This window comes from Mesorhizobium sp. WSM4841 (assembly GCF_055811515.1).
Genome location: NZ_JBVVQC010000001.1, coordinates 23,855 through 43,982, shown reverse-complemented (window position 1 = coordinate 43,982; position 20,128 = coordinate 23,855). Strand labels below are relative to the sequence as shown.

The 20,128-nt window shown below is 58.2% G+C and carries 19 protein-coding genes; 15 read left to right on the top strand and 4 right to left on the bottom strand.

What is annotated here, in order from left to right; all coding sequences use genetic code 11:
- Nucleotides 1–357 precede the first annotated feature (357 nt).
- A complete protein-coding gene (locus AC0L14_RS00255) occupies nucleotides 358–978 on the top strand; it encodes a TylF/MycF/NovP-related O-methyltransferase (protein ID WP_473636981.1) in 621 nt (206 codons plus the stop codon).
- Nucleotides 979–994: 16 nt separating this feature from the next.
- On the opposite strand, the gene AC0L14_RS00250 is transcribed toward AC0L14_RS00255, so the two are convergent.
- Entirely contained in the window at nucleotides 995–1,825 is an 831-nt protein-coding gene (locus AC0L14_RS00250) for a GSCFA domain-containing protein (protein WP_473748512.1), read from the bottom strand.
- Between the two features lie 405 nt (nucleotides 1,826–2,230).
- On the opposite strand from AC0L14_RS00250, the gene AC0L14_RS00245 reads away from it, so the two are divergent.
- The 7 genes from AC0L14_RS00245 to AC0L14_RS00215 all read left to right on the top strand — a co-directional run bounded on the left by AC0L14_RS00245 (nucleotide 2,231) and on the right by AC0L14_RS00215 (nucleotide 10,289).
- Nucleotides 2,231–4,036, top strand: a complete 1,806-nt coding sequence (locus AC0L14_RS00245; RefSeq protein WP_473748332.1) for an ABC transporter ATP-binding protein — start codon at nucleotides 2,231–2,233, stop codon at nucleotides 4,034–4,036.
- 6 nt (nucleotides 4,037–4,042) lie between these two features.
- Nucleotides 4,043–5,221, top strand: a complete 1,179-nt coding sequence (locus AC0L14_RS00240) for a glycosyltransferase family 9 protein (protein ID WP_473748331.1) — start codon at nucleotides 4,043–4,045, stop codon at nucleotides 5,219–5,221.
- Nucleotides 5,222–5,228: 7 nt separating this feature from the next.
- On the top strand, nucleotides 5,229–6,416 hold the full coding sequence (locus tag AC0L14_RS00235; protein ID WP_473526373.1) for a glycosyltransferase family 9 protein: 1,188 nt from the start codon (nucleotides 5,229–5,231) through the stop codon (nucleotides 6,414–6,416).
- Complete coding sequence (locus AC0L14_RS00230; RefSeq protein ID WP_473526372.1) at nucleotides 6,406–7,578, top strand: glycosyltransferase family 9 protein; 1,173 nt, start codon at nucleotides 6,406–6,408, stop codon at nucleotides 7,576–7,578. The genes AC0L14_RS00235 and AC0L14_RS00230 overlap by 11 nt, the downstream gene beginning before the upstream one ends.
- Before the next feature lie 190 nt (nucleotides 7,579–7,768).
- Entirely contained in the window at nucleotides 7,769–8,803 is a 1,035-nt protein-coding gene (locus tag AC0L14_RS00225) for a hypothetical protein (protein WP_473484820.1), read from the top strand.
- A 38-nt stretch (nucleotides 8,804–8,841) separates the two neighbouring features.
- Nucleotides 8,842–9,606, top strand: a complete 765-nt coding sequence (locus AC0L14_RS00220) for a sulfotransferase domain-containing protein (protein WP_473484822.1) — start codon at nucleotides 8,842–8,844, stop codon at nucleotides 9,604–9,606.
- Between the two features lie 107 nt (nucleotides 9,607–9,713).
- Nucleotides 9,714–10,289 (top strand): sulfotransferase family protein, encoded by a 576-nt coding sequence (locus tag AC0L14_RS00215; protein ID WP_473526371.1) that lies wholly within the window; start codon nucleotides 9,714–9,716, stop codon nucleotides 10,287–10,289.
- An 18-nt stretch (nucleotides 10,290–10,307) separates the two neighbouring features.
- Here AC0L14_RS00215 and AC0L14_RS00210 read toward each other — a convergent pair whose 3' ends face one another.
- Entirely contained in the window at nucleotides 10,308–11,141 is an 834-nt protein-coding gene (locus AC0L14_RS00210; protein ID WP_473526370.1) for a sulfotransferase family protein, read from the bottom strand.
- Nucleotides 11,142–11,220: 79 nt separating this feature from the next.
- On the opposite strand from AC0L14_RS00210, the gene AC0L14_RS00205 reads away from it, so the two are divergent.
- From AC0L14_RS00205 to AC0L14_RS00180, 6 genes are all read left to right on the top strand, one after another.
- On the top strand, nucleotides 11,221–11,532 hold the full coding sequence (locus tag AC0L14_RS00205) for a hypothetical protein (protein WP_473748330.1): 312 nt from the start codon (nucleotides 11,221–11,223) through the stop codon (nucleotides 11,530–11,532).
- Between the two features lie 189 nt (nucleotides 11,533–11,721).
- Nucleotides 11,722–12,333 carry a sulfotransferase domain-containing protein gene (locus tag AC0L14_RS00200; RefSeq protein ID WP_473484830.1) on the top strand — a complete coding sequence of 204 codons (612 nt, stop codon included), beginning with the start codon at nucleotides 11,722–11,724 and terminating at the stop codon, nucleotides 12,331–12,333.
- Between the two features lie 6 nt (nucleotides 12,334–12,339).
- Entirely contained in the window at nucleotides 12,340–13,623 is a 1,284-nt protein-coding gene (locus AC0L14_RS00195; RefSeq protein WP_473748329.1) for a glycosyltransferase family 4 protein, read from the top strand.
- Nucleotides 13,624–13,732: 109 nt separating this feature from the next.
- Nucleotides 13,733–14,548, top strand: a complete 816-nt coding sequence (locus tag AC0L14_RS00190; RefSeq protein ID WP_473484834.1) for a glycosyltransferase family 2 protein — start codon at nucleotides 13,733–13,735, stop codon at nucleotides 14,546–14,548.
- Between the two features lie 43 nt (nucleotides 14,549–14,591).
- Nucleotides 14,592–15,362: a glycosyltransferase gene (locus AC0L14_RS00185; RefSeq protein ID WP_425350318.1), complete on the top strand. Its 771-nt coding sequence runs from the start codon at nucleotides 14,592–14,594 to the stop codon at nucleotides 15,360–15,362.
- A gap of 689 nt (nucleotides 15,363–16,051) precedes the next feature.
- Nucleotides 16,052–16,507: an NUDIX hydrolase gene (locus AC0L14_RS00180; protein WP_473526369.1), complete on the top strand. Its 456-nt coding sequence runs from the start codon at nucleotides 16,052–16,054 to the stop codon at nucleotides 16,505–16,507.
- 30 nt (nucleotides 16,508–16,537) lie between these two features.
- On the opposite strand, the gene AC0L14_RS00175 is transcribed toward AC0L14_RS00180, so the two are convergent.
- A complete protein-coding gene (locus AC0L14_RS00175; protein ID WP_473526368.1) occupies nucleotides 16,538–17,647 on the bottom strand; it encodes a calcium:cation antiporter in 1,110 nt (369 codons plus the stop codon).
- 392 nt (nucleotides 17,648–18,039) lie between these two features.
- On the opposite strand from AC0L14_RS00175, the gene AC0L14_RS00170 reads away from it, so the two are divergent.
- Nucleotides 18,040–18,696 (top strand): TerC family protein, encoded by a 657-nt coding sequence (locus tag AC0L14_RS00170; protein WP_473526367.1) that lies wholly within the window; start codon nucleotides 18,040–18,042, stop codon nucleotides 18,694–18,696.
- 213 nt (nucleotides 18,697–18,909) lie between these two features.
- Here the strand turns inward: AC0L14_RS00170 and AC0L14_RS00165 are convergent, their stop codons facing one another.
- The gene (locus AC0L14_RS00165; RefSeq protein WP_473526366.1) at nucleotides 18,910–20,040 is read right to left on the bottom strand and encodes a site-2 protease family protein; all 1,131 of its coding nucleotides are present in this window, start codon (nucleotides 20,038–20,040) and stop codon (nucleotides 18,910–18,912) included.
- Nucleotides 20,041–20,128 lie beyond the last annotated feature (88 nt).

The following is a 20,128-nucleotide window of genomic DNA, read 5'->3' as shown; positions in this document are numbered from 1 at the left end:
GTTAACTCCGACAGCCCGGCAGGGATCGACTATTTCCTGATTAGGCCCAGGCACGTGACCCGTGATCTTGAGTCGCACCCCATGCGAGTTCCAACCTCGACGTTGCCTTATTACGGGCACCGGAAAGTGCTTTCTTGCGGCGCTCGAGAAGCCCATGTCCTTCAGCCGGAACTCGACTTCATTCCGCGTCTGATGCCGGCAGAGCTTTCGATTCCGCCCGTTTTTATGAACATACCGAAAATGCTGGTACCGATGAAATTGAGAGACGCGGCGCTTGCTGTTATTTCGAAAAAACGCAGAGGCGTGGCTTGGTAGAAGAAGGCCGACAAATACGGCTTCTATGTTTATTCCAGTCATATGGTCTGGAAGGACCAGCCGTTTTTCCGAAAGGCGCTGCAGCGGGTCAAAAACATCCGCGGGATTCCTGATCCCCGGGCTTTCGTCCTGCAAAGCTGCTTGCGATCGATCGAGCGTATCGATGGCGATGTGGCCGAATGCGGCGTAAGGCAAGGCCGGTCGACGATATTCATGCTGATGAGCGATCTTCGGCCACGGCACTACCACCTTTTCGACTCGTTCGCTGGCCTCTCCGAACCAACCGCAGAGGATCGCAAGCTAAACGGCCGAACGCCATGGAAGTCCGGCAATCTCAGCACCGACGAGAAGGTAGCCAGAGAGAATGTTTCCGACTTCAGCAACACCACTTTTCATGTGGGATGGATACCAGACACTTTTTCCATCGTATCCGACCGGCGTTTCGCCCTGGTCCATATTGACGTCGATCTATACGAGCCGACACGTGACGCGCTTGCCTTCTTCTACGATCGGGTGTGCGCGAATGGCATGATCATTTGTGACGACTACGGCTCTGCGCTCTGTCCTGGAGCCCGAAAGGCCTTTGATCAATTCTTCGAAAGCCGCCCTGAAGGCATCATCGAACTCCCAACGGGGCAGGCGATTGTCGTAAAGGCAAGCTAGCGCTGAATGGCTGCGGCTACGGCGACGACGGAGCAAAGTATGCATTGAAGAACTGTTCAACGATCTCGTCGACGACCGATATCTTTACGTGCCGTAAGTCCTCTCTATAGCTACGAGCAAGGCCTCCATAGGTGACAAACTCGAACGAGGGAAGGTAATGGACATTGTCCCGTTCCCGGCAGACTTGACCAAGCACAGCCCGAAGAACGGATTTGCCTTCAGTGCTAGCGGTGACGACATCCGCGTCTTGAAACGTCCGAGCCAACGCAACCGGTGAGACTGTAAGAATTATCGGTGCATCGGGTTTGTGTTGACGGACCATGTCCACGGTGGCCATCACGTTGGCGTAGTTTTCCTGAAAGCTGCTGACGTGAAGCGTCGTTTCCTGCATCCCGCCTCCGCCACGATAAAGCGGTTTCTGTGCTGCTACTTTGCCACTGGCCCTGTTGATGAAGACCTCAGTCATTCCGAAGGTGAATATGAATGCCGTGGCTGCATCGAAGCCAACCCGCATCTCTCGGTTCATGCTCTCGATCACCTCCCTGAGAACTTCCGGAGATTTGGCGAAGATGCCGCGGCGGTACGGGTCCTGAAAGCAGGTTGGGCCCCAAGGAGCACGTTTCTTGACCTGCCACCAGTCGTCATGGGCCTGATCCCACAACCCGAGCATTCGCTCGATCTGAAGGCGAACCGTGAAAGTGTTGTAGAAGTTCATATGTTCCTGCTGAGGCAGCTCATCTACAATGGCCTGTGCGGGATCGAAGCTGACATTCCTGTAAGACGGAACGCATGCGATCTGCCTGCTTGTCAATGCACGTCGAATTTCCTGCGCGAAGCAACTCCCCATTGTGAATAATATATCGTCAGAAGTGAATATTGAGGTTTTGCGGATTGTAATGGCGCCAGAACTGACAAAGTCGTCATACTTCGTGTTTGATTTGTTAGATGCCATCAAACGGATAGGTTTAATGTATCCGAGTTGGTGGCGGAGCCGAAGGTACTTTCGTCGAACTCGCTCTAGTAAAGTCACAACAGCTCCATGATCTTCATAGCCGGCGGCCGACAGCAATGCCCGACATTTAGTCCGCTTCGCCGCCAGCCGCAATCAGGAGGATTCAAGATTGACTATAACTTCGAACGAAGTCAGACGTCAGGTAGCAGTTTGGCGCATGTGTGACAGCGTCGAGAGAATTTCATGGATCGGCAGGAGCGAGGGTCGTCACAACAACGATACATCGCATCGGGAAACGGAATGAGCGCAAAGAAACGAATTTCAGCGGCCCTGACGTATCCGCCGGTCAAGCGCCTGATCGGCGAAAACCTGCCGCCGCATAAGACGCTGTATGTGACAGGCTTGCTGTGTTCGATCGCCGCTGCGGCGGCGACCGGCGCAACAGCCTGGATCATGAGTGTCATGGTCAATACCATTTATGTGGATCGGAACGCTGCCGCCGCATGGGGTATCAGCCTCGTGATTATCGGCATTTTCCTGATCAAAGGGATCGCTGACTACTGCCAGACTATTACGACGGGGAAGATTCGCCGGGCTATCGTTTCAGACCTTCAAAATCGGCAGTTTTCCCGAATGGTGCGTTTCGACATCGGCCGGTTCGCCAACCAGCATCCGGCGAAATTCGTCTCCAAGATCATGTTCAACGCGCGCGCCGGGGCCGCCGTTATTCTCACCCTCACGAGCAGCTCTGTCTCCGATGTGCTCAAGCTGATTGCCCTCGCAAGTGTCATGGTCAAGCAGGATCCGGTGATGTCGCTGATATCCGTGACGGTTCTACCGCTGCTGTTCCTATCGGTGGGCGCCATAACCAGGAAGCTCAAGGCGCTGGCAAGGGGTGAGACGGAGTTGGCTGCACTGGTCCAGTCGATCGGCACGGAAGCCGTCGAAGGCATCCGCACCATCAAGTCCTTCCAGCTCGAAGACAAGGCAGCCGCCAGCTTCGCAAAGGCCGTCGGCAAGATGGAAAGGCGCGGCATCCAGATCAACCGGACATCGGCGTTGATGAGTCCATTGATGGAGACCGGCGGCGGTTTCATCATCGGCCTTTTCGTTATGTATGCCAGTTGGCAGACCCTCGGCAACGGCAAGACGCCGGGCGAATTCATGGGCTTCATAACCGCCTTTATGCTTGCCTATGAGCCCGTCAAGCGGCTCGCCCGGGTCAATGTCGACATCCAGAAGCAAATGGTGGCCGTCGAGCAGATGTATGATTTGATCGATACCCCCGAACAGCGACAACTCGCAACCGCGGGCGAGCATCTCACCGAAGTCGAGGGCAGCATCCGTTTTGAAGATGTCTCCTTCACCTATGGCGGCAACAGCCCGGCGCTGCACGGTGTTTCCTTCGAGGTGCGACCTCGTGAGAAGCTGGCGATCGTCGGCCGCTCCGGTGCCGGCAAGACAACCATCGTCAATCTTGTCCTGCGCCTGATGGAGCCGGACAAGGGCAGGATTCTCCTCGACGGAAAGGATATTTCGAAGATCAGCCTCTCCGACGTTCGCGACAATATCGCACTGGTGTCACAGGACGTCTTCCTGTTCGAAGGCTCGATCCGTGACAACATTCGTGACGGACGCCCGAACGCCACCGATCGGGAGATCGAGTCCGCGGCGGACCTCGCCCGGGTCACCAGCTTTGCCTCTAACCTGGAAAACGGGCTCGACACGCTTGTCGGGCCGAGCGGTACCAATCTGTCGGGCGGGCAGAAACAACGCGTTGCCATCGCGCGCGCCCTGCTCAAAAATGCTCCGGTGATTGTCTACGATGAAGCAACATCCGCGCTCGACGGCGAAAACGAACGGGCGGTCATGGAGGCTGCGTTCGACGATGCATTTCAGCGCACGGTGATCTGCATTGCGCACCGGCTTTCAACCATCAAGGCAGCCGATCGTATTCTGGTATTTGACGCTGGCATGCTGGCGGACTCCGGAACTCACGACGAGCTTGCCGAGCGCAGCGAAATCTATCGCTCGATCTTCCATCTGGAAGCATCCGCTCCGATCGTCGAGGGCGGCGAAACGCTGCGGCAGAGCGTATCGCGCTGAAGGCCGATGACCAGCTTTTACCACGGTTCCTATATCCGGTACGTGATTGGCGGGTTGGGCCTGCAGTTGCGCCGATACACAAAGGCCGTGCGCAGCCTGATTACCGGCTCCAAACCTCGTTCCGTTCTTGAGCAGCAGGCCAAGGTCGACGCGCTGATCGCGCGCCGGGACTGGACAGGGCTTGAAGCAAGTACCAATGAAATGGCCATCATGGCCGATCGTGCCCGCGACCCTGAAATGATGCAGAAGGCGGGCCAGGCGTTCGAACGGCTGGGCAAGTTCGCGCGGGCGGCCGAGCTTCGGCTTTCCGCTCGGCGGCAACGAAAAGGGAAAGGTGCCAACGAGTGGACTGGCGAAGACCTCGGTTCGGATACACTGCTGATCGATCTTGTAGAGGATGACCCCCGCAGTCTTGGCCGGGTTATCCGCCATGCGCGACTGGCCGGCGCCGCCGCTGCATGTGCGCAAAGCGCGACAATTCGGGTCGAGCCGCGCCTTGTATCGCTTGTACAGAGGACGTTCCCGAATGCGACCGTGGTCCCAGCGCAGCAGAATGTCGTTGGCGACAAATTTGCGACCTTCGAAAATCTCGCCTGGGTTTTCGGCCGCGATGCCGAAACACTTGCCGCCGATTTCGTGCCGCTGCGGGCAAATCCTGAACTCGTCGAGACATTCCGCAAGCGCTATCGCTCGATGACGGATCTGCCACTGGTGGGTCTGTCCTGGGGCAGCAAATCCCACACCAAGGACGTGCCTGATTTCCCCGAATGGGCACGGTTCATCGCCCAGACACACGCGACGTTCGTTTCCCTCCAATACGGACAGATCAAGGCGGCGCTGCGGCGCCTGCGCAACGGCAATGATGCGCGGCTTATCTATGATGACAGTGTCGACCAGATGGTTGATATGGACCGTTTCGCCGCGCAGATCGCCGCGCTCGATGCGGTCGTAACGATCAGCAATACGGCGGCCCATCTGTCCGGAGCACTCGGTGTTCCGACCATTTTCCTGATCGACGACAAGTTTCAGACAGCGTGGCCAGTGATTGGCGATCGAACGCCCTGGTATCCGAAGGGGCTCGTCGTTCGCAAGGAAGGATGTGCGTGGCCGGTGGTGCTCGACGACGTCGGCCGGCGGCTCGAGTCGATTTTGACGGTGCGTTCGACGCCGTCTAGCGATAGTTGAGGGTGCAGTGCCGAGCAGACGATCCATCCTTGAAAAGGCAAAAGCCGCCGACCTGCGCCCGCAAGGTGTTGACGGCAAGCGGCTGCAGAAGGTTCTCGATCGGGCGAAGAAGTTTTTCAGGCGTCCCTCGCGCCATACTGACGAAAGCGTCGAACGGCATATGAGCCAGATGGCGCAGAGTGTCGAGCGGCGTGACTGGCAGGCGGCCCGGGAACATGCGCTGGCACTCGGCCTGCTCGGTGAGCAGCTTGGCGATCCCGGGCTTGTCAAAAAAGCCGGGCGTGGACTGAGACGTCTTGGCGCTGGGAATCGTGCCTGGCAGTTGATCGCGTCGAGCAAGCAAGTGCCCGGCCGGCCCGAATGGGATGGCAGTGATCTTGCGGGTCGCAGGCTTGCCGTCGAGCGGCGCGAAGGCGATCTTGCAATCTTCTTCCAGTTCGCGTCGCTGCTTGGGCCGGTGGTCGCAGCTGCCGACCGATGCACCGTCTTCGTCGAGCCGCGACTCGCGCCACTTTATAGCAGAACATATCCTGGGCTCGACGTCAGGCTAGAAGGAGAAGGGGAGGTGGCGGCGACGGACGCCGACGTCTTCGCCTGCTTCGAGACACTGGCGAAGCACTTCTGGCCGGATGAGCCGACAGCACGCGCGCCCTTCCTCCCGTTGGAGCCGGACCGCCGACTGGTCGCCGAGCTACGCAGCACCTATCTCGCTCGTGGCCCGGGTCCTCTGATCGGCTTCGCCTGGGGAAGCCTGAACAAGGGCAAGGACCTGCCGGCTCTGGACGATTGGCGGGCGCTGCTCGGCGATCTGCCGGGACGCTTCATCAGTATGCAGTATGGCGATGTCGGGCCAGCGCTCGCCGAATTCGAACGTTGGGCGCCGGGACGCATCATCCATGACGCTTCCGTCGACCAGTTGTCGGATATGGACCGCTTTGCCGCGCAAATCGCGGCGCTCGATGCGGTGGTGACGATCAGCAACACCGGCGCCAATCTGGCGGGAGCGCTTGGCGTTCCGACTGTCATCATGCTCGACGATGGGTTTCGGCTGTCGTGGCCTGCCTTCGGCGAGACCGTAGCCACATATCCAAGCGTTCGACTGGTTCGAAAGGGCGGCCAGGCATGGGCGTCCGCAATGCAGGAAGCAGGTGGACGGGTTACGCAAATCATCGGTGGAGCTGGTGATGGCCGGTAGCCAACTCCTTCGCCGGTTCCGCCGCGGTGTCGCGCTTGCAGGCTATAGGTACAAGGTCTGGTTCCGTCGCCACCGGCGGCAGCTTTTCCTGCGCTGGCGTGATGGCGACATTGCCGATCAGATGGCGGATTATCGGCGAAGCATCGAGGCGCGCGATTGGTCGGCCGCACTGCCGAAAGCCCTGGCTCTGGGGTCGATTGCGAAGTCGCGGGGCGAGGTTCGCCTGCTCGACGAGCTTAGCAAGGCGCTGATGCGTATGGGCGCCTACGGCCCGGCGGCCGAGCTCAAGATCGCCCGGCGCCACATCGTTGAGGGCGGCGTCAACGGCGAGTGGCTCGGCCAGGATATCTCGAACCAGGTCCTGCTCGTCGATCTGATGGAGACCGAAAAGCAGGGTCTGGCCACCGCGATCCATCATGCGAGTTCCGTCGGCCGTGCGCTCGCCCGGGCCGCTCGTTTGATCGTCCTGGTCGAGCACCGGTTGGTACCGCTCTTTCAGCGGACATTTCCCGCCGCCGATGTGCGAGCTGTCGGTCCAGGGAACAAGGCCGCCTATGGCGAGGCCCAGGCCTTTGCGGGCGTTCAGCATCTGACGGCCATGTTCGAGACAGATGAGACCACGATCCGGGAGCATTTCGTTCCCCTGAAGCCGGATCCGGCGCGGGTCGCTGAACTTCGCGCCCGCTATCGGAAGGATGGCCGGCCGCTGGTCGGCGTCGCATGGGGCAGCTCCAATCCTGGCAAGGACCTGCCGCCACTTACGGCATGGCGCGGGCTTATCAGCCGTCCGGACCTCCGGTTCGTTTCGCTGCAATATGGCCAGGTCGCGTCCGACCTGAAGATCCTGACCGATGGCGAGCCCGCGCGTATTCTCCACGACGGATCAATCGACCAACTTGTCGATATGGATCTTTTCGCGGCGCAGGTTGCCGCGATGGACGCTGTGGTAACCATCAGCAATACCGGGGCGCATCTGGCCGGCGCGCTCGGCATCCCGTCGGTCTTCATTCTTGGCGATGGGTTCAAACGTTCCTGGCCGGTCGAGGGCGATCGCACACCCTACTATCCTTCCGCAGTGCTGGTCTCGAAACGGGAAAGGCCCTGGGCCGCGGTGATGGAAGACGCACAAAACCACATGGGCTCACTCATCAGCGCTGGTTGAATCCATCACGCAAGCCATCGCAAGTGTGCCAGGCAGGTCACAACCGGCGAAGTAGTCAAGCGTCTTTCTTGACGGCGAGAGCATTGTAAACTACCCGGCGGGCGGCCGTTCTGAATTTCACGGATAGAGGCGATGCATATCTTTGGGTAGGTCGAGAACCAAGGCGGCTTCTCCTGTCAGCGAAGGCTTTGTGCAGCGGCTCCTCGCGGCGTACCGGCTTGTGCATCCAGGAAATCTGTTCAAGCGCGGGCGTATCTACGCTCGCGGCAGGGCAGCGACGAGGACTGTCTACTTCGTCCCACACAACCGCAACAATGTTCGGCTGCTGGCTGACGCGGCAGAAATTCTGGGTGACCGCGGCATCCGCTGCGTGTTCGCGCATCTCGATGGATTGAAACGCGGCGGCGTAGCGCAACCTGAACTCAACGCCCGGGGAATATCGCATATCGGCTTTGCCGAGCTCGAGCGGATGATCAGACCCGGCGACATTCTGGTGACTGGAAATGACTATGCGCCGCAATTCTTTAGGCGATTCATCGACTCCATCAACTTCGGCATGGTCCGTGTGGTCGGCCTGATCGGAGGTGCGCGACTGCTGCAGCCGCATCGATTTGTGAGAGCCGACTACATCCTGTCGATGGGACCAGCGGCGCTGCAGCAAAGACGACAGCCGACATACGTTGTCGGCTCCCCGGTCATTGAGCGTGCCGTCGGAAGCGCAGGCGCCAGGCACGATGAAGGGCTTTTTGTGCTGGTCAACTTCAAGGGGGATATCGAAGAGCCCGCAGATCGCCAAGCGATTGAAGCCGTGACAGCCGCATGCGCGAAACTCGGCCTTGCCTATGTCGTTAGCGTCCACCCCACGATGTTCGCAAAAGTCGATATGCCGAACAAATCGACCCTGGATTTCGCACAGTTGCTCCCGGACGCTCTGGCGCTCGTAACGCGCCCAAGCACCACTGTTTACGAAGCAATCGCCTGCGGCATTCCGGTGGTGCTGTTTCCGCTGGTTTCGCCCATGGTCGAGTTCGACAGGCCTATGGGCGCTTTCAAACCAACATTGTCGGAGCATGACCTTGTCGAGGATATCCGCGCTGCGGTCAGGTCAAGGCCGATTTATTTTGAGCAAAGCCGGGACTTCCTCAATGCCAATCTGTCGATTGATCCAAAGGTGCCGGCTTCGCAACGGATCGCCAATGCCTTAATCGATATTTACAATCGCTGATCTGCTCAATCAAAGTGCCCGCAATCGGAGTCCGCAAGTTGAGTTTGTTTTCCAACTTTTTTGCAAGAAAGCCGCCCCTGCTTGTCGTCTCGTTTCCCAAATCCGGGCGGACCTGGCTGCGAGTCATGCTTGACGATCTGGGCGTCGATGCGGCTTATACGCACGACGGTTCCGACCACAAGGATCTGCGTGACATTGCGCAGATCAGCCCCGACAAATCTCGCTACAAACGGCAGCGGCTTCTGTTCCTGACGCGAGACCCCCGCGACACTGCGGTGTCTGGATATTTTCAGGTCAACAAACGCCATGGGCTGGAAGCAGGCCCGATCGGCGATTGTATAAGAAGCCCCCAACACGGTGTCGAGAAGATTGCCCTTTTCAACCTGCAGTGGTTCGCAGCCGCAAGTCACATGCGAAAGATTGCGCTTCTGCGCTATGAAGATGTGCAGCGGGATACAAACGACGCATTGCGCAGCATCGGGAAATTTTTGGAGAAACCTTTTGAGGAGTCCCAGCTTGCCGATGTTGCCGTCAGCAGATCGTTCAAACGCATGCAGCAATCTGAAATCTCAGGAGAACTGGGTGCGCGCTATGGGGGGAGATTGCAACCGCGCAATCCTGACGACCCGGAAAGTTTCAAGGTTCGAAAAGGTAAGGTCGGCGGTTATTTGGACTACCTCAGCGCGGATGATGTAGCCTTTTGTGACAATGTGCTTGCGCGGCTCGATTACTGGAGGCGGCTCGATGAAGCCTTCCAGCGGCATGGCATATCTTATGTCGACGACAGGGCAGGTGTGAATTGATCCGATGCAAAGGCTTCGTCTGCGGATGCGGACATAGCGGCACCACGCTGATAGCGACGATTCTTGCTTCGCATGCCGATGTCTTTTTGCCATTCGAAGAAACCAACGTGTTTTTCAAATGGGCTCCACTTGCGCTGTATCGCTACTCGAAGCTGAAACGGGCGGCCATTGGGGCGGGCAAGTCGGTGCTGCTTGAAAAGACACCGCGTCATATCAGGCGTGTCGACCGGATACGACGCCTGGTGCCGGGCTCGAAGTTCGTGATGCCGGTACGCGATGGGCGCGATACCGTTGCTTCGCTGACCAGGCGGCTTGGCGATGCGACCGAGAGCCTGGATCGCTGGATTTCGGACAACACAATGGTGCTTGCCGAGCGCGGCAGCACGGACGTCCTGATTTACCGCTACGAAGATCTTGTCGATGACCCGGAAGCGACCATCGAAAAGATCTGCACCTTCCTGGGATTGTCGTTCGACCAGAGTTTGCTCGACTATCATCGGAGCCCGCAACGATGGTTCACACTTGACGCGCAACCCCAACATGCCGCGTTGCGCAACCAGCAGGTGAACCAGCCAATTTATGACGGCCGCGGCCGCTGGAAGACCGAACTGGGTCAGCAGGAATTGGTGGAGCTTACCGAGGGGCGTGGGAAACCCCTGATGCAGGCCTTCGGATACATTTAAGACCGCCGCGCGACCGCTTTACTCTGGAAGCGCGCGCGCATAGCCAAACTGATCGAAGTCGCGCTCATACGCACGATAGATGGTGTCCGCCAGTTCTGGCGTGAAATAGTCGGCAAGCCTGCGGCGCGAGGAGGTGTGCAGAGGTGGCATCGCCGCGCGTCGCACCTCGTCGCTCGCACCGACATGATCGAGAACCCGTTCGAAATCCTTTGCAAAAGTCTCGGTCTTGCCGATGAGGTCGAACGCAACGCCTGGAAGGTCGATGATGTCGCTTTGTCTCTGCCAATGCTTGTCGATGCGCCATGTGGAAGTCGTGCAGGCAAAGGCGACGAAATCTGCAAAGGACAGGCTCTTGTCAGCACCGACAGGCAGCGCCGGATCAGCCCTTTCGCGGTGGGCTAGATAGACCTCCACCCTGCCATAACCAGGCACTAGGGGACGGTCGCGATATTGGTCGGCCCAGCACGACAACAGCCTTGTATAGGGATTGCGAACGAAGGTAAATCGCAAGGCTTCGGGACTTGTGGCCATGCGATAGAACTGCACGACGCCATGGCGAGGCGCCTGCAAGTTCGACGCCTTTCGGTTGTGCACCTTCCAGTTCTGGTCGCTGCGCCACCCCGACACGGTGTCGTTGCCGATCATGGCTGCAAGGTTGCTGCGAATGCGGCTGCTCGCCGCCTTTGGCGTAGCCAGGTACAGGATCTTGAGTTGCGGGACTACGTCGATCAGGTCGTCCGGCAGATATGCGGTTTCCATGGCCCTGCGGTAAAAAGCCAGCGCCTCGGGATTGCACCAGCTCAACACCTGCTCGACAACCCGCCACCGGAGAGACCGCAGTTTGGGCCTCAACTGGCGTTCGATTCTCCTCAATCCATGAGCCTGCTTCGATTTCGGGACGGGAATCTCATATGACAGTTGGGGGGGGCTGGTGTTCATCCGCTGCTTCCTGTTGATTTCTAAATGCCTCACCTCTGGGAAAACCGCAAGCAACAGTGGACAATCGACCCAATCTGCCTTCGCCTCGCGTTGGTACGACTTCCTGATCTACCGCTACGAGGATCTGGTGACGACCCAAAGCCGTCGAGAGATCTGTACATTCCTGGGATTGTCGTTCGATCCAGTGTTGCGGGACCTCATCAGAATTCACAACAAAGATATACAGTTGACGCGCACCCGCCGCCACGATTGGAAAGCGCTTAGGGACGAGGCGCGACAAAACATGTGGTTGCTCATTGGCTAAGTTTGATCGAGATCACCCGTCATGTCATAAGGCCCGGAAGCCGGGTCCTTAGCAGCCGGCAACTGATAGGGTGTTTGCGAGGTGATCATGAAATTACTGCGGTGGCTCAGGCCGAAGGCACAAGAAAACTCCAGTAATTTGGGCCTTTCCATTTCCTACCCAAAGTCAGGGCGGACGTGGTTAAGAGTCATGCTTGATCAGCTCGATGTCTGCCTAGATTATAGCCACGGCGGCAGCGCGTTCCACAGCAGATCCTTCCGCCCGGCCGAAGCTTTTTTGGGAAAACGGCCCTTGCTTTTTTTGCATCGCAATCCGATCGACACAACGATTTCCGGATATTTTCACGTCACCAAACGCGAAGCATGGCGCGACTTATTCCAAGGCGATTTGTCAAGCTTTGTACGAGACCCACGGTTTGGCATCGAGAGGACCCTCCGCTTCAATGCAATGTGGCTGGCGGCAATAAGCGAAAGGGATGATGTGTTGATCACACGCTACGAAACGCTCCACAGCGATGCCGTCTCCGAGCTTAGACGAATCGCAAAATGGTTGAAAGTAGAACCAGACGAGGAGAAAATTACGAAGGCAATTGACGCCGGTCGATTTGACTCCATGAAAAGCAAAGAGTCCTCGGGGCAATACGACGAGCGCTATGGGCATCGCTTAAGAACAGCAGACACAACCGATTCCGATAGCTTTAAAGTTAGACGAGGCCTGGTTGGCGGGTATAAGGATTACCTTACCGAAGAAGAAATTTTATACTGCCAAAAGATCATGGAAAGTTACGGTGTATCTTCCTAGAAATGAATGGTCTTCACTCCAGCAGCGCGCGCGGATAGCCAAACTGGTCAAAGTCGCGCTCATCTGCGCGACTCATCAAAATCGCCAGTTCCGGAATGCAAAAGGGCGTATCGAGATCGCATGGCTTTGTCACAGCATGATCAACGGGTTCAAGCTGAACCGAAGACGCCTATTGTGTTTGTACGCCAGCGCTACGCGCCCTTTGGCGGAGGCGAGATCATGCTGGAAAACATCATGGCGGCGTTCGCCGCGCGTCAACGACCGGTGGCCGTGCTGTCAGGCGACTGGCCGCGACACGAAGGCATAGAGTTCATCCAGTGCGCCGGCCGCCGCTTTCCCCGCTACCTGCGGGCGACGTCCTTTGCTCGATCCGCCTGCCGCAAGATCGCCGAAATGCCGCCGGCCCTGGTGCAGAGCAACGATCGCCTTCCGTGCTGCGACGTCTTCCGGGCCGGGGAAGGCGTTCATGCCGCCTATCTTGCCGAGCGGCGGCGTTTCGAGACGCGGCTTGGCAGGGCAGCGATGGCGCTGAGTCCCTTTCATCGCCAGACGCTGCGTCTTGAACGCACCACCTATGCCAGCCCACGGCTTAAAGCTGTGATTGCCATTTCGAAAATGGTGGCTGAGGACATTGTCCGTCACTACGACTATCCGGCGGAACGTGTGCACCATGTTCCCAACGGGGTTGACCTGGACCGCTTCAACCTGGAGTTGCGACAACAGCATCGGGCCGCGGTCCGCGCGCAGCTCGATGTTGACGATAAAAGGTCGGTCGTTCTCTTCGTCGGCTCGGGTTTTGCGCGAAAAGGACTTCTTCCATTGATGAAGGCTGTCGCCACGCTGGACGGTGAGCCGGAGGTGTGGGTCATTGGCCACGATTCGCGCGCCAATGCCTTCAAGCAGGCCGGCGACAGACTTGGTCTTGGCGCGAGGCTCAGGATGCTGGGGCCGCAGAAAGACACGTTGCCATGGTACGGCGCGGCCGACATTGCCGTGCTGCCTTCCATTTATGATCCATTCGGCACAGTGGTGATCGAAGCTATGGCCAGCGGCCTGCCCGCCGTGGTAAGCACCGGGTGTGGGGCGCGCGAGCTTGTCGATCGGTTCGAGCCGACGCTTGTTTGCGACGCAGCCAGCGTAAACGACCTCGCCGCCGGGCTTGCCCGCGCGCTGCGGCTGTCGTCACGGCCTGAGACTGCGGCCAGGGTCAGAGCGGCGGCCGAACACTACGATTTCAACGTCATGATCAGGAGAATGATAGCGCTCTACGAAAGTCTCGACCTGAAATAATTTTTCGACATTTTTTTTGAATCCATTAGTATCACTCGGAGTGCCAACAGGCCGGGGGGCAGTTTCATTTGAACAACAGTAGCAGTTTTGATGCCGGAACCGTCTGACCGTGCCGGCGCTCTCAGTCATCATAATCAGCCGCAACGAGGAAGCGTGCATTGCACGTTGCCTTCGCTCGGTACATTTTGCCGACGAAATCGTCGTTCTCGACAATAACAGCACCGATCAAACCAGGGACATCGCCAGTGGACTCGGGGCCAAGGTCCTGATCACCCTCGATTGGCCCGGTTTCGGCGCGCAAAAAAACCGTGCCCTCGCCGCGGCGACAGGGGATTGGGTCCTTTCGCTTGATGCCGACGAATGGGTCGAGCCACCGCTGGCTGCAGAAATCAGAGCCGCTATCGCCAACCCAAAAGGCTATGACGGCTTCGAAATACCAAGAAGATCCCGCTTTTGTGGGCACATTGTCCGCCATGGCGGCTGGTCGCCCGATCTGGTGCTCAGGCTCTTTCGTCGACAGTCCGGCCGCTTCAGCAACGACACGGTGCACGAGAAAGTTGTGGTGAATGGCAAGGTCACGCGATTGTCCCACTCTATGGAGCATGACTCCATCGCCGACCTGGCAGACGCGCATGACAAGATCGGCCGATACGCAGAAGCGTCCGCGGCGCGGTTGCTTGCCGAGGGCAGAAAAAGCTCGATAAGCAAGGCGGTCTTCCGCTCGGCCTGGGCCTATATGAACAGCTATGTTTTCAAGCTGGGGTTTCTGGATGGTTCGACCGGTGCGATGGTCGCTGCTTATTCGGCCAGCTACACCTATCAGAAGTGGGCGCTTGTCGCATTGGGCAACGAGACGAAATCCGCCGAAAAAAGCCGGACCGAGGTGAAAGGCAAAACCGTGAGATTCAGAAATCGCCCCGGCTAATTTCTGCACCATTGTTGCCGAGTTGTTGCCAGACAGCTAGGGTATGACCGTTTTGAAATCAGGAGCCAAGGTACTGAATATGACTGATGCGTTTAGGGTATTCGTTGGATGGGACAGCCGTGAGCCAATCGCCTACGACGTAGCGCGGCACTCTTTGCTTAAAAACGCTTCAGTGCCTGTCTCCGTCATTCCCATCAAACAGGACGAACTGCGTGCCCGTGAGCTGTATTGGAGGGAAAAAGATCCGCTCGCGTCAACAGAGTTCACCTATACGCGGTTTCTCACGCCTTTTCTCGCCGACTACACGGGTTGGGCTTTGTTCTGCGATTGCGACTTCCTGTGGCTCGGTGACGTCGCAGGTTTGCTGGAATACACGAAGTCGAACAAGGCGGTTTATTGCGTCCAGCATGACTATACGCCGAAAGCCACCACGAAGATGGATGGCGTGGTCCAGACATCCTACCCACGAAAAAACTGGTCCTCGCTGATGCTGTTCAATTGCGCGCACCCTTCGGTTAAATCGCTTACGCCAGAGGTCGTGAACCGCGAAAGTGGTGCCTACCTCCATCGAATGCAGTGGGTCGCCGATGAGGACCTGGGCTCGCTGCCAGTAGAGTGGAACTGGCTTGAAGGTTGGAACGAAAAGCCGGCGCTTGGCACACCCAAGGCGGTCCACTATACAAGCGGCGGTCCGTGGTTTGCCGAGTGGCAGAATGTCGACTATGCGGACCTGTGGATAGCCGAACGCGACGAATTCCTGGGTAATGCCGATCAGACAGAGGCGTCTCTTCGCGCTCGGCGAGCCGGCAGCTAAGCCAACCGATCGGGACCGACTATATCAGACGTTTCGTCGAGGTCGCCGGCAACGCGCGGTTCGTGCAGATCTGTGAACAGACCGCGCGTTGCCTGGTCGAAATCGAACCGAGCGGTTGTCGAAAAGCCACTTTTGGCGGCGTGCTTTGCAGGGCGCCAATGAATCGCATTGGGCCAATCGCACCCGGTTCAATCCGCAGGGCCAGGCTTCAAACGCCGATTCCACGGTGTGGGAGAGCCGACCTGCGTCGCCTTTCGCAAGGAGACTCTCTCGAGATGCTCTCTCTGCTCCGGCTGATCAGGGCCATTTAGCGCTTGGCGTTGGCACAGCGTCTGCTGCACCAAGCCAGCAACTGCTTCGTCGTTGTTGCGGCATTTGTTCGCGGATCGCTGGCCACTCCAGATCGAATGAGTTTGCACTCGCTACTGTGATTTTCTGAGGATCACGTCTGGGGCTATTGGCGCCCCGATGCCTGTTGGACCCAATCGGCCCGATGAGACGGGACGGGGCCGCAGCCCCAGAGGACGATATCGAGATCGTCTTTGAAAAGCGGGGTGCTAGATCGTTTCGTGTCGTATTGATGGGGTGTAGCCAGTCGCATCGACACAGGGCAGGGCAGTCTATCGACAAACGGAACATCCCGTTCAGCCTACCTGCGATGATAGGCTGGATTCAGGAGGCTTGAGGCGATGGCGAAAAGAAGTGCGGGCATTCTGCCTTACCGCAGATCGACAAACGAACTGCAGGTGTTGCTTGTCCATCCGGGCGGGCCGTTCTGGCAAAACCGCGATCTTGGCGCATGGTCGATTGCAAAGGGCGAGTATGGTGATGACGAACAGTCGGAAGCTGCGGCGCGTCGCGAATTCGTGGAGGAAACCGGCTGGCAGCTCAAGGGAGCACTGCTTCCGCTGGGAGAACTGCGCCAGCGCGGCGGCAAGCTCATTACGGCGTTCGGCGTCGAAGGCGATTTCGACGCCGGCAGCCTGCGCAGCAACATGTTCGAGATGGAATGGCCGCCGCGCAGCGGCCGCATGCAATTGTTTCCAGAGATCGATCGCGCAGGGTGGTTCGGCCTGGATATGGCCCGGGAAAAGCTGCTTGTCGGCCAGCGGCCTTTTCTCGACCGGCTTGTGGTGTCTGTCTAAGGATCGACCCAATGGCCGACCGACATCTTCCTAGGGCACGAAGATAAGGAACAGATAGGCGACAAACACGACGAGATGAACGAGCCCCGTCAGCATCGTTGTTCGGCCCGTCCCAAAGCTCACGATGCTGATGGCAAGCGCGAGGATGAGAAGCACGGTATCCCCCGGGCCCAGACCAAGAGTCAGGCTTCGTCCTGTGAGTAGGCTCGCCGCACCGATCGCCGGGATTGTCAGGCCGATTGTGGCGCAGGCCGAGCCGAGGGCGACATTCAGCCCTCGCTGAAGTTCGTTATTGAGTGCTGCCCGAACCGCCGATACCGCCTCCGGCATAAGCACAAGCGCAGCGACGAAGAAGCCCACGATTGCGTCCGCCTGGGTGACTTGAAGAAACGCGAGCCCATTCTCGATACTGCCGGCCACCTGCTCGGTCAGAAGAACGATCCCTGCCAGTCCGACAAATAAGAGGAGCACATTGGTGGTCACTCTCCCACCCTCAGATACATGCTCCTCATGTTCGGCGCTGGACGTCAGATCCTCGATAAAATCGCCCCGATGGCGCACCATCTGAGCAAAGACGAACGCTCCATAGAGGAGGATTGAAAGAACGCTCACGAAAGCGAGTTGCGATGCGGAGAACGCACCGGGGCTTGTTGCAAGAGTGTAGTTTGGAAGGATCAGCGTAAGAACCGTCAGCGCCATAATGACGGCAAGGGAAGCGCTGGTGCCCTGTCGTTTGATGTCCTGATATCGATGCTTCAGCCCACCCAGGGTGAGGCAGACCCCGACCACACCAGTGCACACGATCATGACCGTCGAAAACACGGACTCGCGTGCCAGCGTCGGGTTGTTCTCGCCATGCAGCATCATCGAAACGATGACCGATGCTTCGATGGCCGTCACCGAAAATGTCAACAGCAGCGTGCCATAAGGTTCACCGAGCCGCCGTGCGACGGCTTCGGCATGATGCAAAACCACAAACACGGTCGCGAAGATGAAGATAGCGACCACGATCAACGCAAGGATCTTGATCGAAAGCAGCGAAGGCTCCATCGACGCGGCGCCGAAATGAATTAGCGCGGCCAGGCCCAAGGAGCCGATTGGGAACAGATATTGGCCGATAGGTCGTCGATGAACAGCCAAGACGGATTTCCTCATCGCCATCGACGGCCGCAGATCGGGTATTACAGAAACGGACCGAGGCCCACCGTATCAGTGTACTTGCGGCTGCCGGTCCGTTCAATGGCCGCGTGCTCAATCGACTTGGCGTAACGAAACTGCCGAGCTCGATGCCGCATGTGCCGAATCACAATTAAGCCTTGAGTTTTTGCGCTTACCGCAATAGCTAGGTGCTACCAGGCCGGGCCCCTCTGGCAGTCCATCAGGACTGTGATGTCGGACTGGAATTCAATCCGGGTGGCCTGGCTTTGAGATTTCTTCAGCTGTAGCATTTCTCTTGTCATACGCGGTGTCCGCGTTGCTCTACGGTTATGCTCGCAAGCCGCGTCACCCCTAGCTGAACGCAAGGGTGCCGTATGACAGAATTTTTTAGTCCTGAAGCAATGACCGCTCTCTTGCAGGTCATCATGATCGACCTGGTGCTGGCCGGTGACAACGCCATCGTTATCGGCCTTGCCGCGGCCGGACTACCCAAAGAGCAGCGCAGAAACGCAATCGTCGTTGGTATCATCGCAGCGGCCGTTCTGCGCATCGGCTTTGCGGCCGCGACAACCCAGCTCCTGCAGATCGTCGGCCTGTTGTTGGCTGGCGGTATATTGCTGTTGTGGGTGTGCTGGAAGATGTGGCGCGAACTCCGGCAAAACCATGCGCAGGAAACACAGGCGATCGAAGCGCTTTCGGAAAGTGATGTCGACTACGATGGCATCGTAGCTGGCAAAGCTCCACGCAAGACCCTGGCGCAGGCAACCTGGCAGATCATCATCGCCGACGTCTCGATGTCGCTCGACAATGTTCTGGCGGTAGCGGGTGCTGCGCGCGAACATCCAAACGTATTGATCTTCGGCCTTGTCCTCTCCGTCGCGTTGATGGGCATTGCCGCAAACCTCATTGCCAATCTGCTTCAGAAGCACCGTTGGATTGCCTATGTCGGCCTGGTGATCATCCTCTACGTGGCTGCCGACATGATCTATCGCGGTGCGCTTGAACTTCTGCCTCATGTCGCGGGCGCTTGAGACACAGAAAATGGGCCGGAACGACCTCGTTCCGGCCGATTTCTGCTTATCGCTCCCCCTACGATTTTATGCATGTCGCGAAAAAGTGTGCAGCGGTTTTGCGATAACGACATGCATAAAACAACAACCTAAAGCGCGTCGCGTGAGGTCGGTCGAACGCGACGCGCTTTAGAGCGCACTCACCCGATCCGGCGGTAGAAGGAATCCTCCTGCTCAGATCCGTGTGAGTCGCGGTTTGCTCCCACGCAGACGACCAAATCGGAAGGCATCCGAAACCGCCGAGCGGACCATAAGCATCTCGCCTATGGTTTCGTGTGTCATGAGCCCGACCAGCCGGTCGGAATTGTCCACGACGGCGATAGCTGGCACATCTGCCTGCTGCATGAGCCGCAGGCTTTCCTCGAGACTTTTGCGGTAGTGTATTTTCGGGATATCGTTCCGCATTGCGCTCGCGACCGGTTCAGCTGGCCCCTTTTCCTTCAAGGTCCGGATCATGTCGTTGCGTGTCACCAATCCTTCAATGTGGCCGGCGGAGTCGATGACAGGGAAGTCGTGCTGCGTGGTCGCGAGGAGCATCTCGATTGCCTCGTCGAGCGTCGCCGACCGTTCCAGCCGGGCGAACTCGGTGATCATCACGTCACCGACCAGGACGCTTGTGGCAACCTCGCGGATCTGTGCGTTCTGCGCTTCTGCTGCCGCGGCGAGATAGACGAAGATGCCGATGAAGATCAGCAGCGGGTTGTAGAACAGCCCAACGAAACCGAAGACAAAGGCCAATCCTTGCCCGATCGTGGCGGCGATCTGGGTCGCGCGCGACCAGGAAAGGCGGGCGGCGAGGGCGGCGCGCAGGATACGGCCGCCATCCATCGGGAAGGCCGGGATCATGTTGAAAAGGACCAGGAAGACATTGACCCCGGCAAGCCTGGCGAGAAAATTCATACGCGGATCCTCGATCCCGGCCATCTGTTCGACACCCGCCGACCCGCCGAGCAAGACGAAGATCAGCGCGGCGATCGCGACATTGACCAGCGGCCCCGCGACCGCGATCACGAACTCCTGCCCCGGCTCTTCGGGCATGCGTTCCAGCCTGGCCACGCCGCCGATCGGGAAAAGCGTAATATCCGGCGTGCTGATGTCGAAATACCGTGCGGCGGCGATGTGGCCGAATTCATGCAGGACCACGCAGGCAAAGACGGCAATGATGAAGGCTACGCCTTCCCAGGCCGCTGGCGTGCCGCCGATCTGATAGTGCGTCAGCCAAATCCAGACGAGCAGAAGCAGGAAGGTAAAGTGAACGCGCACGGTGGTGCCGGCGATCGTCCCGAGGTTCAGCGACCAACCCAAATCTGTCCACTCCGAGAGGCCCCACCTTCGCAAGAGGCTTTGGCAGGACGCTTGCAATCGTTCGAGAACATCAGGCGCTCAAGCTCAT